At 53.8% G+C, this 14,563-nt stretch carries 13 protein-coding genes; 2 read left to right on the top strand and 11 right to left on the bottom strand.

Going from position 1 to position 14,563, the window contains the following annotated elements; genetic code table 11:
• Nucleotides 1-264: 264 nt before the first annotated feature.
• Nucleotides 265-621 carry a nuclear transport factor 2 family protein gene (locus ACQGQ5_RS05555; protein ID WP_455735561.1) on the bottom strand — a complete coding sequence of 119 codons (357 nt, stop codon included), beginning with the start codon at nucleotides 619-621 and terminating at the stop codon, nucleotides 265-267.
• Nucleotides 622-908: 287 nt separating this feature from the next.
• On the opposite strand from ACQGQ5_RS05555, the gene ACQGQ5_RS05560 reads away from it, so the two are divergent.
• Complete coding sequence (locus tag ACQGQ5_RS05560; RefSeq protein WP_455735562.1) at nucleotides 909-1,883, top strand: Gfo/Idh/MocA family protein; 975 nt, start codon at nucleotides 909-911, stop codon at nucleotides 1,881-1,883.
• 130 nt (nucleotides 1,884-2,013) lie between these two features.
• The gene (locus ACQGQ5_RS05565) at nucleotides 2,014-2,649 is read left to right on the top strand and encodes a TrkA C-terminal domain-containing protein (RefSeq protein ID WP_455735563.1); all 636 of its coding nucleotides are present in this window, start codon (nucleotides 2,014-2,016) and stop codon (nucleotides 2,647-2,649) included.
• A gap of 88 nt (nucleotides 2,650-2,737) precedes the next feature.
• Here ACQGQ5_RS05565 and ACQGQ5_RS05570 read toward each other — a convergent pair whose 3' ends face one another.
• From ACQGQ5_RS05570 to ACQGQ5_RS05615, 10 genes are all read right to left on the bottom strand, one after another.
• Nucleotides 2,738-3,652 (bottom strand): glycine betaine ABC transporter substrate-binding protein, encoded by a 915-nt coding sequence (locus ACQGQ5_RS05570; protein ID WP_455735564.1) that lies wholly within the window; start codon nucleotides 3,650-3,652, stop codon nucleotides 2,738-2,740.
• 58 nt (nucleotides 3,653-3,710) lie between these two features.
• A complete protein-coding gene (locus ACQGQ5_RS05575; protein WP_455735565.1) occupies nucleotides 3,711-4,322 on the bottom strand; it encodes an ABC transporter permease in 612 nt (203 codons plus the stop codon).
• On the bottom strand, nucleotides 4,319-4,957 hold the full coding sequence (locus ACQGQ5_RS05580; RefSeq protein ID WP_455735566.1) for an ABC transporter permease: 639 nt from the start codon (nucleotides 4,955-4,957) through the stop codon (nucleotides 4,319-4,321). The genes ACQGQ5_RS05575 and ACQGQ5_RS05580 overlap by 4 nt, the downstream gene beginning before the upstream one ends.
• Nucleotides 4,954-6,075 (bottom strand): betaine/proline/choline family ABC transporter ATP-binding protein, encoded by a 1,122-nt coding sequence (locus ACQGQ5_RS05585; protein WP_455735567.1) that lies wholly within the window; start codon nucleotides 6,073-6,075, stop codon nucleotides 4,954-4,956. The genes ACQGQ5_RS05580 and ACQGQ5_RS05585 overlap by 4 nt, the downstream gene beginning before the upstream one ends.
• A gap of 251 nt (nucleotides 6,076-6,326) precedes the next feature.
• Nucleotides 6,327-7,541, bottom strand: a complete 1,215-nt coding sequence (locus ACQGQ5_RS05590) for an MFS transporter (RefSeq protein ID WP_455735568.1) — start codon at nucleotides 7,539-7,541, stop codon at nucleotides 6,327-6,329.
• A 96-nt stretch (nucleotides 7,542-7,637) separates the two neighbouring features.
• Nucleotides 7,638-8,855, bottom strand: coding sequence for an MFS transporter (locus ACQGQ5_RS05595; protein WP_455735569.1), 1,218 nt, complete (start codon nucleotides 8,853-8,855; stop codon nucleotides 7,638-7,640).
• A gap of 382 nt (nucleotides 8,856-9,237) precedes the next feature.
• Nucleotides 9,238-10,344 (bottom strand): extracellular solute-binding protein, encoded by a 1,107-nt coding sequence (locus ACQGQ5_RS05600; protein WP_455735570.1) that lies wholly within the window; start codon nucleotides 10,342-10,344, stop codon nucleotides 9,238-9,240.
• Nucleotides 10,345-10,416: 72 nt separating this feature from the next.
• Nucleotides 10,417-12,069 (bottom strand): ABC transporter permease, encoded by a 1,653-nt coding sequence (locus ACQGQ5_RS05605; protein ID WP_455735571.1) that lies wholly within the window; start codon nucleotides 12,067-12,069, stop codon nucleotides 10,417-10,419.
• A gap of 2 nt (nucleotides 12,070-12,071) precedes the next feature.
• Nucleotides 12,072-13,226 (bottom strand): ABC transporter ATP-binding protein, encoded by a 1,155-nt coding sequence (locus ACQGQ5_RS05610; protein ID WP_455735572.1) that lies wholly within the window; start codon nucleotides 13,224-13,226, stop codon nucleotides 12,072-12,074.
• Nucleotides 13,227-13,283: 57 nt separating this feature from the next.
• Nucleotides 13,284-14,546 (bottom strand): zinc-binding dehydrogenase, encoded by a 1,263-nt coding sequence (locus ACQGQ5_RS05615; RefSeq protein WP_455735573.1) that lies wholly within the window; start codon nucleotides 14,544-14,546, stop codon nucleotides 13,284-13,286.
• Nucleotides 14,547-14,563 lie beyond the last annotated feature (17 nt).

The raw sequence follows: 14,563 nt of genomic DNA on the forward strand, positions 1-14,563 counted from the left end.
GCAAGGCACAAATAAAAAAGTGCAGCGCAGGAACGGGGCCTCGAACACCCCGCCCCCTGCTTACGGAGAGCAAGCTCCATAAACAACCGAAAATCGGCACGCTGCGGATATTATTATACCGCCTCTTTACTCTTTTGTACAGAGGGGATTTTGTACCCGCGGGCGCTTTGACGTTGTATATGGATCAAAAATCCGTGTACGGCGTTTTTTTGTGCCCTGCGGCGGCGAAAGGGCGGCGGGAAAGAGTCCCCCGACCGCCCTCTTCTAAGCCTCTGTGCCGATTCCGAGGAAAAGGCTTTGGATTTTCCCGTCGGCGTCCAGCACAATGTGGTCCGTCCCCTCCATGGTGAAAACGTCGCCGGCCTTGCTGACGCAGGCCGCGGCCCACGGCACCCGGAACCCGCCCCGCTCGGGGGCGATTTCCCATACATGCTTCATTTCTCTGTTTTTGCCCAGAAGGGCCTGAAAAAACTCCCTGATTTTTCCGCGCCCGCGCACTTCGTCATACCCTTTCAGCCGCAGGGAAGCGTCTTCCGAAAACAGCCCTTCCAGTCCGGAAAACGCCTCTTCGTTCTCCATCGCCAAATCCAGCTGAGTAAAATACCTGCCGATCACCGTCACTGCAACCACTCCCGTCGTCCGGCTTTTCCGCCGGTTCGTTCTATCTGCATTATAGCACCTGTCCCCGTTCCGTTCAAGAAAAAAACAAGGTTCCCGGCCCCGTTTTTGAAGGGGCCGCCGCTATGGTGGAGGAATTTAGCATAGCCCGGGCCGGAGGGGAGCCCTTCTCTCCCTCCGGGTACGCCGGGCGCGGCTTTGAAACGCCGCGATCCCGCTTGAAAAGCCGCCGGTTCCATGCTACACTAAGTTAAAACAACATTTCGGATATTCAGGAAAGGAACCGCTTTATGAAATTAGGAATCATCGGCACTTCGGAAATTTCGCGCCTGTCCGTACAGGCCGCTGTGGAGACGGGAAGCTACGAGCCTTACGCGGTCTATTCCCGCAAAGCGGAGACCGGCGCTCGGTACGCGGCCCTGTACCAAATTCCCCATGTATTTACCGAGCTGGACGCTCTGGCAGGCTGCCCCGGGCTGGACGCCGTCTATATCGCTTCCCCGAACAGCCTGCATTTCCCGCAGGCGAAGCTCTGCCTTTCCGCCGGAAAGCACGTGATCGTGGAAAAACCGGCGGTGGCGACCTCGGCGCAGCTGGAAGAGCTTCTGGATATCGCGAAAAGAAACAACGTGTACCTGCTGGAAGCGATCCGCCCGATCTACAACCCCGATCTGGCTGTGCTGAAGGAAGCGGTCAAAAGGATCGCCCCCATTCACTACGTTTCTTTCAGCTATATGAAATATTCCTCCAAGTACGACGCTTATAAAGAAGGAAAGAACCCGCCCGTTTTCAGCGCGGAATACGACGGCGGCGCGCTGGCCGACCTCGGCATCTACAACCTTTATCTCTGTACCGCCCTGTTCGGCGCGCCGAAAAGCAGCACCTGCACCGCCAGCCTGCTCGAAAGCGGGGTGGACGGGGTCTGCACCCAGATTCTGGAGTACGACGGCTTTCGCGCCGTGCTCAGCGCCTCCAAAATCTCCGCCAGCCGGTCGGCAAGCGAAATTCAGGGCGAAAACGGCACCGTGACGCTGGAGGAGCCCACCTCTCTGGACAGGATCCGGCTTTATCCCCGCGGCGGCGGGGAGGAGCTGCTTTCCACGGAGCGCAAATCCTCCCTGTTCTGTCAGCAGAAGGAGCTCGCCCGCATTCTTGCGGAGCGGGACGAGGCCGCGTACGCACGCGCCCGCGAACACATGCGCCTCTGCACCGGGCTGCTGGAGCAGGGCCGCCGTCAGGCCGGAATCCGCTTTCATTCCCTTTGATTTTTCCGGTTGTCGGCGCCGCGCGGTTGTGGTATGATAGAAATAAAGAAAAAGCACCTCCGTTGTCAATGCGGAAGTGCTTTTGAACGTAAAAACAGAGAAAGGTATTTTCACAGGATAGGTGAGGTTTATGGAGGACACCATTAAAGTAACGGCACCGGTTTACCAGAAAATTGCCGCCGACATCGCGGCAAAGATCGTGGACAACCGTTACCGCATAGGAGAAAAGATATACGCGAGATCGTACCTTGCAAGCCAGTACAACGTTTCTTCCGAAACCGCGCGGCGCGCTATCTGCGTACTGTCCGACCTGGAAATCGTAGACGTGACCAAGGGCAGCGGCGTGATTATCAAATCGTACGACAACGCCGTAAAATTCGTTCGCCAGTACAACGACATCCAGTCGCTGAACGACCTGAAAAAGGATATTTTAAGCAGCGTTGAGCGGCAGAGAAAAGAGACGAAATTCCTGCTGAAATCCATTTCCAGCATCATAGACCGGACGGAGCGCTTCCAGTCCATCAATCCGTTTATTCCGTTTGAAATCGAAATTACGGACAAAACGCCCCTGCTCGACAAGTCCCTGTCCGAGCTGAATTTCTGGCACCACACGGCGGCGACCATCATCGCCATCAAGCGCAACAGCACGCTGATGATGTCCCCCGGCCCCTACGCGATTCTGCAGAAGCACGACGTGCTGTATTACTGCGGCGAGGACAACTGCCAGGACCGGGTGAAAAGCTTTCTTTACCCGGACAAGGAATGACAAAACAAAACACAAAGGCCCGGAAAAGCGTTTCACAGCGCCGTTCCGGGCCTCTTTTTATCCTCTTGTGATGGGGATACCGTCTGAATTACTTGAGCAGCCCCTTTTCCTGCAGGAACTGTTTCGCGACCTCCGGTACGGTCTTTCCCTCCACGTCGACCGCGTAGGTCAGGTCGACCATGGTCTCGTTGTCAAAGATTCCGCCGAGCTTGTTCAGGGTCTCTTTGAGGTTGGGCGCCGTTTTCTCGAAGCGCTCGAACAGGTCCGAGCGGACGAGCAGCGCGCCGTTGTATTCCGGGAAGAAGCTTCTGTCGTCCTTCAGCACTTTCAGCTGGGCCTTTTTGTTCAGGCCGTCGGTAGCGTAAACCTCGGTCACGTCGATGTTCCCGTTTTCCACCGCGGAGTACTTCAGCCCCAGGTCGACCGGCTTGCTCTCCTTAAAATTCAGCCCGTAGAATTTGACGAACGGGCTGAATTTCATGCTGCCTTCTTCGCTGAAAAATTCATGCTCCGCGCCGAACACCAGCTTGCCGGCCACCGGCACAAGGTCGCTGATGGTTTCCAGCTTGTACTGGTCCGCGATCTTCTGCGGAACGGCGATCGCGTAGGTGTTGTTGATTCCGAGCTTATCCAGAAGATAGACCTTCTTCTCCTTCAGCGCGGTTTCGTTGACAAAATCGTACAGGGTCTGCCCCTCGGGGATATCCTTTGTGTCCAGCTTCAGATAGGTGGTCAGCAAGGTGCCGTCGTAGCTGTTCATCAGGTCGCAGCTGCCCTTGACCAGCTCGTTGAAGCCGTTGACGGGGGAGACCTCGTCCTTAATGACGACCTTGGCGTCGGTGTCCTGCTCCACCAGCATTTTCACCATCTGGTGAATCAGCTTCATTTCGGAAAACTGACCGTCCATAATGACGATTTCGTCCCCGCTGCTCTTACCCGAGCCGCAGCCCGCGGCGGAAAGCGCCAAAACCAGGCTCATCATAACGGCAATCACTTTTTTCATACTTTCTCCCTCTTTTCTTTATATTATTATTCATATTACTGTCGACGAAAATACACGGTTACTGTGTGTCGTTTTTTACGGTCCTGTGGCGGTACAGCCGTTTTTCAATATAGGCCATTACGCCGTCGAACAGCACGGCCATCCCCATCAGCGACAGCGTCCCGGACAGGATCAGCTTCATGTTCTGAATATGGATGCCGCGGTAGATGATGGAGCCGAGCCCGCCGCCGCCCACGAACGTAGCGAATACGGCTACGCCGATGGAGGTGACGGTGGCGATCCGGATCCCCGTGAAGATGACCGGGAAGGCGATGGGGATTTCCACGTGGAGCAGCCGGTAAGTCCGGCTCATGCCCATGCCGTCGGCGGCCTCTTTGATGGCGGGCTCAATATTGCTGAGGCCGAGGTAGGTGTTGTGTACGACCGGCAGCAGAGAATACAGCACCAGTCCGATGATGACCGTCGGCTTGCCCGCGCCCAGAAAAACCATAATGATCCCGAGCAGCGCCAGCGCCGGGATGGTCTGCAGAATATCCACGGCCCACAGCACCACGGAGCGCACCGATTTTTTCATATAGGCCAGCACGCCGAGCGGCAGGCCGAGAAGAACGGTGAAAAGCACCGAAAGCAGAACAATGTAAAGATGCTCAAAAATCATCGCCGCGCTCACTTGACATCCCCCCTTAATCCCTTCGGCACGGCCCTTTTCTGGAAATAGTCGATCAAAAGGCCCAGCCCCACCGCGAGGATGGCGGCCGGAATCGCGCCCGCGATAATCAGCGTGTTGTTGTTCGTGCTGACGCCGATATAGATGAAGTCGCCCAGGCCGCCCAGGCCGATCATGGAGGCCAGCACCGCCCAGCTTACAATATAGACGGTGGACATCCGCAGCCCGCCGATGATGGCGGGAAGAGCCAGCGGCAGCTCCACCCACAGCAGCGACTGCAGCGGAGACATCCCGCAGCCCTTCGCCGCTTCCTTGTACTGCTCCGAAACGCCGATCAGTCCGGCATAGGTGTTTTTCAGCACCGGGAAGATCGCGTAAATGGAGAGCGCGGCCACCACGGTGGCGGGCACCATCCCGAGGTACAGGAACAGGATGCCGATAAACACGATGCCGGGGATCGTCTGCACCACGGAAAGGACCGGCAGAACAAATTTGGATATTTTCGGGGCTCTGGAAAGCAAAATTCCCAGAAACAGGGCGATGACAAATCCGATAAAAACGGAAATCAGGACATAGGCCAGATGGGTCGTGATGGCGCCAAGCAGTTTATCCCCGTAAAGACGGAAGAAATCACTCATTGCCCATCCCCCCAAACAACGCTTGCCAAAGCCTTTGACATGCTGGTTTTTGTAATGATGCCGGCCACTTTTTTGTCCTCCGTCAGCACGACGACGTATTCCGCCCGCTGGCTGCTGATGATATCGAAAGCGGTTTTCGCGGGGGTGTCCGGCGCAACGGTCGGGAAGTCCACGGTAATCAGGTCCCTGATGGTGTCGCCCGCCTTGCCGCGCTCGTTGACGGTTTCAATCAGCAGGACGCCGATATAACGCTCCTCCCGGTCCACCACAACAAGGGAGTCGATCTCCCTGCGGCTCATGATGTTGACGCATTCCAGCGTCTTTTTGTCCTGCGTGACCTTTGCCACGTTGGTTTTCATCAGATCGGAGCACGCCAGCTGGTTCTGCGAGAAATTATGTACATGCTTGCCCATAAATTCCCGTACGGTATCGTTGGCGGGCGCGCGGAGAATCCCCTCGGGGGAATCCGTCTGCAAAATCCGGCCCTCGCTCATAAACACGACCGTGTCCGCCATTTTCAGCGCCTCGTCCATGTCGTGCGTAACAAAGATGACGGTCTTTCCCAGGCGCTGCTGCAGGGACTTGACCTCGTCCTGAAGCGAGTCCCTCGTAATCGGGTCCAACGCGCCGAAGGGCTCATCCATCAGGATAATGGGCGGCTCCGCCGCCAGCGCGCGAAGCACGCCGATTCTCTGCTGCTGGCCGCCGCTCATTTCATTCGGATATTTATGAGCATAGGTTTCATACGGCATATCGACCAGCTCCAGAAGCTCTTTCGCCCTTTGGCGGCTTTTTTCCTTGTCCCATTTCAGCAGACGCGGCACCACGCAGATGTTCTCCTCCACCGTCATGTTGGGAAAAAGCCCGATCTGTTGGATGACGTACCCGATGCGGCTGCGCAGCTTTTCGGGATTCATCTCCATAATATCCTTTCCGTCGATGCTGATGCTGCCCGAGTCCATCTCGATCAGTCGGTTCAGCATTTTCAGCGTTGTCGTTTTTCCGCAGCCGGAAGGGCCGATCAGCACGACAAACTCACCGTCGGGTATCTTTAAATTCAAATCTTTCACAACTTTTTGTTTTCCATAAGACTTACTGACATTTTTGTATTCAATCATAAATGCCCTCCTTTTCTGCCCATAATCCGACAAGAAACAACTTCATGCTTTTTACAGATTGCTTCTTAGATTTCTATAATATCACAAAATCATTAATCCTGTCAAATGCACGCTGTCATTTTTTGGTAATAATATTCATCCGCACGCTTTAAGCGTTTTAAAAATCAGTCATTTTTACCCGTTCCGGGCAGCGAAAAGCGCATATCCCGTTTGAGGATATGCGCCCTTATAATGGTATCCTTGTTGTCCGTTCAGACCGGCTTCTGCCCGGCCTCCACAAGCTTTTTGCTGAAAACCAGAAACAGTCCTTCCACGAAAGTCAGCACCCCGGTCGCAACCAGCATCCATTCGATTTTAATCCAGTCGGACAGGGGGCCGAACAAAAGCATTCCCAAAGGCATGCTCATACTGGTAATCATGGTCAGCACGCCGAACACGCGGCCAAGGTAATCCGGCTCCACCTTTTCCTGAAGCAGGACGGTGGAGGGCGTGTTGAAAATGGGCATGACGAATCCGACAAGTCCCATCAGCGCCAGATAGACCCAAAAATCGGTGACAACGCCCAGCAGAAACACCCCGACACCGATCATAAAGCTGGAAAGCGCCATGGTGTGCACACGGTTTCTCAGGCCGCCCCAGCAGGCCATCAGGAGTCCGCCCAGCATCATCCCGAGAGAAAAGGCGATTTCGATCGCGGTCAGGTACCAGACCTCTTCTCCAAAGCTGCGCGTGACCTGCAGCGGGGTCAGAAAAGCCGCCGGGGCCGCCAGAAAGGTGAAGAGGGCAAAGAACAGAAAGAACCGTTTCAGGTACGGGTGTGTGCCGATATAGGAAAATCCCAGCCGCAGCCCTTCGAAATAGCCGGAGCTTCCCGGCGCCGCGACGCCCGCCCGGGCAGGGACTCGAAGGAAAAAAAGCAGCGTAAAAACACCGATTGCGGCGGTTCCCACATCAATAAAAAAGATGGTCTCGATCGGCGCCGCCGACATCAGCGCGCCGCTGGCGATGGGGGAAAGCAGCAGGATGGCGGACTGAATGCTCGAGTTGATCCCGTTGACCGCGGTAAGCTTTTCCACCGGCACCAGCTGCGGCAGAAACGCGCCCACACACGGCGTCTGCACCGCGGAGCCCAGCGCGCGCACGGCCGATATGACAAAAAGCAGCCACATGGCCTTGTACCCCAGAAGGAACAGCACCGCCATGACCAGCGTCGACAGCGCGATCATGGAGTCCGACAGGGCAATCAGGGTTTTCCGGTCGTAGCGGTCCGCCCAGACGCCCGCAAAGGGTGAAAGCAGAAAGGTCGGGATAAAGCCGCAAAGGATGGAGATCATCATCATGACGCCCGACTTGGTCTGAAGGGTAATATACCACATGATGGCATACTGAACCAGCGACGAACCGAACAGAGAAACCGTTTGGCTTGTCAGAAACAGAACCGTATTCTTTTTCCAGTTTTGCTGCATAGGATATTCCCGTTCCCCCCGTTAAGCGTTCCGGCCCGGTCTGCCGGTCATTCCTATGATATGATACCGTAACCTGCCGTGACCGTCAAGAAAAGCTTAATCCGGGCGGGGCGTTTTTCGCTGCCTGATGAGCGCGAAAACACATCCTGCCGCTGCGAGCAGCAGGATCCCCCCCAGCGCGGCGATTCCAGCCGTGTAGCTGAACAGGTCGCTCACCGCGCCGATCGCCGGCGGGCCGAAGGTCTGGCCGACGTCCATCATGGTGCTCATCACACCCAGCGACCCGCCGAGCTGCCCCTGCTGCGCAACGTCCGCCGCCAGCGCGTTTGTTCCGGAGGTAATCAGGGCGAACCCCAGGCCGTAGACCACAATGAGGGGGATCACAAGCATGACCGCTTTAAGAAAGGTCAGCAGAAAAAAAGTGCCCGAGCAGACGAACAGCCCGACGACCATCAGCGGCAGGCGGCCCACGCGGTCGGACACCCGGCCGAACACCGGTTTCAGCAAAATCATTCCGATCAGCTGGGCGCCGAGCACAAACCCGATCTGCCCGGTGGACATTCCGAGCTGTTTCGCGTAAAGAGGAAAGATCATTTCAAACGCGCCGTAGGAAAAATACGCGCAGGCGTTCAGCGCTCCGACCAGCAGCAGGGGCCGGTAGCGCAGCATGCCCCGCAGCTTTTTCAGGGAGGAAAGCTTTTCGGCCTCTTCCTTCCGGCTTTTGGCCGTTTCTTCCGCCCGCCGCATATTTTTGCTTTTCCGGAAGAACCAGATCGCAAAGGCCAAAGCCAGAATGCCCGCGCCGCCCGCAATCCCGTACACCGTGGGGATTCCCCCGTACTCATACGCCGCGCCGCCCACGGCCGGCGCCAGTGCCCGGCCGATCAGCGTGGCGGAGGTGTAGAGGGACAGGTTCTGCCCGGTGCTGTTCCGGCTGAAAGCCGCGATGGCCGCCATCGCCACCGGGTCAAACGCGGCGGTCGCAAAGCCGTGGTAAAAACGCACCGCCGCCAGCCCCATCGGATTGACTACCAGAAAGTAAACGAACGGCGCGCTCGCAAAAACGAGCAGGGAACCGATCAGGATTTTTTGATATCCGAACCGGTCGGCCAAATCCCCGGCCAGATAGCTGATCAGGATTCCGGGCAGGGTGGACGCCGAAGCGATCCAGCCGGTCTGGGTGCCGGTCGCGCCAAGATTCTTCGCAAAAATCGGCAAAACCGGCGATTTCGATATGGTGGAGCTGAAAACCGCGAAAGCCCCGCACAGGCCGAGCATCATCACGATGCGCAGTCCTCCGGTGTTTTTTTTCATATGTCCTCCCTCCGCCGGCGCCGGGGAAAACGGCCGTGTCTGCATTTTGCTGTCTGGCGCCGTATCTTAAACTGTCCCGCTCTCTATGTGAAATCCATTCGGGTTTAGTATGCTCGCTCTTTGCTTCACAATTCTTTTTCCCGGCCGGTTTTTACCGGGCGAGCGGAAGCTGCCGTACGTCAAATCAAAAAACATGAAAAAGGGGCTGTTGCAAAACAACCTCTCCAAAAAATAAAGCACAAAAAATGTGCCATGATTGGGCCTTCAAAGCCGTTTCTAGGCGCATTTTTTGTGCTTTAGACTATTAATCCTGTGCAACTTGCTATCACAAATTCGTTTTGCAACAGCCCCTTTTATATGATATCGTATTGCACAACGTAATTTATTTTGCGTTCTTCCACAGGGTTGCCCAGTGATCCATCAGGGCATTCTTGTTGGCAGCCAGGTAGCTGAAGTCCAGGTCGACCAGACCTAAAGTATCTTCCTTGGGCAGGCCGGAATTCGCGCACAGGGAATTCGTGCCGCGGCCGCCGGATTCCTGGGAACGGACATCCTGGAATTCATTGCTGGCAAGCAGATTCATCATTGCTTCTGCTGCAGCTTTATTCGGAGCACCCTTTACGATTCCGGCGCCGCCGGCCATCGCTGTGTTACCTTCCTTCATATAGACGCATTCGCAATTGGTAGCGCCATCCTTGATCATGGCCTGTACGGTGGATTCATAGGAAAGGCCCACCACATATTCACCGTTGATAACGTCGTTGTATACTTCGGAGGAACTGGTGGTGCTAATCCCGTTGCACTGAGCCATCATCTGCTTAATGTAATCCCAGCCCGCGTCGTCGTCAAACTTTTTGCCCATAGTAGCCAGGATGGTCTGAAGCTGACGGTACGCGCTGGAAGAAACACTGGGTTCCGCCAGAATAATTTTGCCCTTCAGCTGCGGCTGGAGCAGATCCTGATAGCCCTTTACTTCTATGCCCAGATCCTTGCATAGGTCTTTGTTGACAATCAGGCACATCAGTTGTACATCGTAAAGGGTATAATAGCCGGATTTGTCATGATATTTCTGTTCGGAATCGTTGACGGCCGTGTAGGGCTGCAGAACATCGTGGTATTTGTCTCCGTCCGCTTCAAACAGGCCGCCGATCAAAACATCCGCCACCGGGGCGTTCGCCTCGGATTTTAGACGGGTAACCAGCGTCCCGACAGAGTCGGACTGAAATTCAATCTTGCATTTCGGGTAGTACTTCTCCCACATTTCCTGCAGAGTCTGCTGCTGGGTCTCCTCCATGGTGGTATAGACGTTGATGGTTCCCGTTACTTCATCTTCGCCTTTCACCCAATAGGGCCTGTCGGATGCGGAGGAAGCCGCCGCGCTTTGCGCTCCGCTTTCAGAGGCCTTGGAACCGGCAGAACTGGGGGCACCGCAGGCAACCAGGGTAACCGCCATCACCATCGCCAGGAACATGCATAACCTTTTTTTCATTTCTCTCTCTCCTTTGTTATTTAAAAACACCGGGGTTTTTGCGAATCCCGAATATTTATCCAAAGCAAATCTTTATAGCTTGACGTCCTCAATCTTGGTAAATCTCAAATAAACAAACAAGCAGATAACAGTAAAGATCGTAGTTACCGCGGCAAAAACCGCCGCTACACCAAAGGTTCCGCGGACAATCGCGTTATAGGTACTGACCGTCAGGGTGATAGTTTTGTTGTTATACAGGATCACGCCGCTGGACATTTCCGTAATAATGGAGACCCAGCTTAACACCGCGCCGGAGATAATGCCGCTGGACATCATAGGAACCGTAATGCGTACCAGCGTTTTCAGTTTGGAAGCACCCAGACTGATAGCGGCTTCCTCTATGCTTTCCGGTATCTTCATCATGGCCGCTGTGGCAGATCGGCTGGTAAAGGGCATCCGACGGATGACCAGGGCGATAATCATGATAGCCAGCGTGCCGTTCAGTACGAGCGGCGACCGATTGAACGCAATTACGAGGGAAATACCAATAACTGCGCCGGGCATGATATAAGGCAGCATGGAAATGGTATCGATGGCGTTGTTGAAGAAGTTTCCTTTTCTTACTACCAGATAGGCAATTAAAATTGCAATCACGATGATAATCGCAAGCGTCACTACGCTGATAATAATCGTATTTCCGATGGAGCGGTACAGCATCTTCTGTACGGCTTTCTGATAATTAATCAAAGAATAGCCGGGACGCAGAATACTGTTGTTATAATTGCGGAAGGACATATTGATAATGTATACCTGAGGAATCAGAGCAATCGCAACCAGCAGATAGCAATACGCGTGCATCAGGAATTTGCCTATTCCTTTCGCCTCTTTTGGCTCAATCGGGTGGAGTGCGTTCATGGTGAAGCTGAATTTATTGGTGGCGAATTTCTGAATCAGGAAGATGATTCCCGTTACAATAATCGCGATAAAGCTAATTGCCGCCGCAAAATGGAAGTCGGCGCCGTTTTCACTTAAGTACTCGTTGTAAATCAGTACGGGGAAAGTCTGAAAGCCCTGTCCGATTAAAGCCGGTGTACCGAAATCCGCAAAGGCCCTCATAAACACGAGTAGCGCCGCGGCCAGGATTGTAGGCATCGTCAGGGTCATCAGCACCTTGAAAAAGCGCTTGACCCCTTTGCATCCCATGCTTTCCGCCACTTCCATCAAAGAGTTGTCAATATCCCGGAACGCGCCGTTCATGTAAATAACCACCAAAGGGAACAGCTTGAGCGTCTGAACCAGTACGATTCCGCCGAAACCATAGATACTGATTCCCGTAATGCCGAATGTTTTCAAAAAATTTGTAACCAGTCCGGAATTGCCCATCAGAAGGATCCAGGAATATGCGCCGATGAAGGGCGCGGACAGCGTGCACAGCAGGCACAGTACAAACAGCACTTTTTTCCCCTTTAGCTGGAAAAAAGTATAGAAATAGGAAAAGGGGATTCCCAGCAATAGACTGATCACGGTGACTGTTATAGAGACCTCAAAGCTGTTTCCGATGGTCTGGTAGTAATAGTTTTTACTGAAAAATTTCTGGAAGGCATCCAGTGTAAATCCGGTACTTTTCGTAAAGAAGGCTTCCTTCATCAGCCCGAAAATCGGGTAGACCAGGAACAGCAGGATCAGCGCCATGATGCCGATGGAAACGAAGGTCCAAAAACCCGGCTTTTTTTTCGTTGTGTCCATAATCAGCTTTCCTCCCCACTTAAAGCTTCATCCGGAGCGTTCGTGCTGTTGTTGACCCCCTCCATGATGCTCGTTGTGCTCTGTGCATCAAACGCGTTGGCTTTCTCCACATTCAGGGTTAAAAGGATTTCACTGCCGGGGGGCAGAAGTGAATCAATACGGGATTCCTGAATGACTTCTGCTTCCTCTCCCGTTTCCAGTTTAACGAAGTAATGCGTGTTCAGCCCCAAAAAAACACTATCCGAAATAACCGCGCGAATGCCGTCTTTGGGCGTGTTTTCTCCCGCGGGGTGTACAAGCAGTTCCTCCGGACGGGCGGATACCACCACATCCTGATTGTCCGCGGCATCCCTGCGTACTTTATCGAAAGGGACCCTGTATCCGTTCAGAAATTCCAGATAGTAACATCCGTTTTTCGTCAGAAGCTTTGCCTTGAGCAGGTTAGACTTGCCGATGAAGGTTGCAACGAACAGGTCCGCCGGACGCTGATAAATATCTTTAGGCTCTCCACAGTGATGGATGACGCCGTCCTTCATAACGGCGATCCGGTCGGAAATTGCCATGGCTTCTTCCTGATCGTGGGTGACATAGACCGTAGTGATTCCCACATCCCGCTGAATATGCTTAATGACCGTACGCATTTCCACGCGAAGCTTCGCATCCAAGTTGGATAAAGGCTCGTCCATCAGCAAAACATCCGGACGGATGACCAGCGCTCTGGCCAGCGCCACGCGCTGTTGCTGCCCGCCGGAAAGCCTGTCCGGCATCCGATCGGCATACTGATCCACATGCACCAGCTTTAAAAATTTGTCTGTTTCCGTCCGAATCGTCTCCAGCGGTACTTTTTTGCTTTTCAATCCGAATTCTACATTTTTCCGGACAGACATGTTGGGGAAAATTGCGTAGTTTTGAAAAACCATTCCGATATTTCGCTTGCTGGGGTCCATGTCATTGATCTGTTTGTCGTTAAAGTAGAACCGGCCGCCCTCAATGCTGTTAAAGCCCGCAATCATTCGGAGCAACGTCGTTTTTCCGCAGCCGGACGGTCCCAGAAGGGTAAACAGCTCCCCGTTGCGGATGTCCAGCGACAAATCGGGAATAACCGTATTCTGTCCGTACTTTTTGACCGCATCTTCAATCTTGATTCCCACACTCATAGCTACCTTCTCCATTCTGAAAAATCTGCACACACTGATCCGTTTCGCGCATGATGATTAATCGACCTGCTCCCATTTTCTCAGCAGATACTCCTCCGCTTTGCCGCACCAAAGACCGTTGTTCGCTTCCACAATATCCGCAAGGACCGCAAATCGCTCATCCTCTTTTCCCTTTTCGCGGAAATCGCTGATAGCCGTCAGCGGCATTTCAATATGGGTATAAATGACCTTTTTGCCTCCGGGAATTTTCGGAAGATTCAGGGTTGTTTCCCCGGCGCTGTCCAGTCCGCCAATATGGGTAACCATAACCGCCGGGTTGATCCTTCCGGCCGCCGTCAGTTCCAGGGACTCCAGCATATCCGCAGTATTTCCGCCAGTGGTCCCCATCACATGGGTGGAATTGTAATGGACGTCATAGAAATTCATCTTCGCGCTGAAATTGGAGTCAGTAGGACCCGCAAAGAAGTTCAGACAGCCGTCACGTCCCAGTACGGCGGAAGCCAATTCTACTACGCTCGGTACCGGAGCGTATGCGAAAACGTCGTCATAGCCGCCGCCCGCCAGTTTTTTCAGCTCCACCGCCGGATTTTCCATATCAGAGGTATTGACAAAATGCAACTCTATCCCATCCCTCTTTGCTTCCCCCGCAGAAAACAGGGCTCTGGCGCGGGTTAAACGATCTTCATTGATATCGGTCACCGTGACAGTCGAAGGGCGGCGGTCACTGTGCAGCGCATAAGTCAGCGCGCCTAAGCCCATAGGTCCCGCTCCTGCCAGAAGTGCAAGACTGCCGCCTTCCTTAATTCCCATTTCATGGTGGTAAACACCCATTTTCGTATGGTAACAGGCATGGAATGCCCCGATAGAGCAGGACATCGGTTCCGCCAAAGAGGCTTCATAATAAGCTTTTCCCCTATATTCCAGAAGGCAGCCCAGTTCCATTACCTCATGGGGAATGATGCAATAGGTTGCATCCCCTCCGAAAAATTCATAGGAGTAGCCGGGCGACCACATGGTCCCCTTGTAATTCAGCGCGGGCTGCAGGGTAAATTTCATGCCGGGGCGGAATTTGTCCTGATGCATTTTTCCTACCTTTATAATATCGCCGGCAAACTCATGGCCCATAATCGTGGGGTGCTGGGCGACATTGGCCGGAACGCGCTTATGTTTTTCACCCAGAATAGCACATTTGTAGGTGGACATGCAGATACTGTCGGATACCACCTTAACAAGAATTTCATCCTCCTTAATCTCAGGCAGCTCAAATTTTTCCAAGCGCAGGTCGGATGCGCCGTACAGGCGTAATGCTTTCGTTTTCATGTTTAACCTCCTATTCA

This window comes from Caproiciproducens sp., assembly GCF_053840905.1.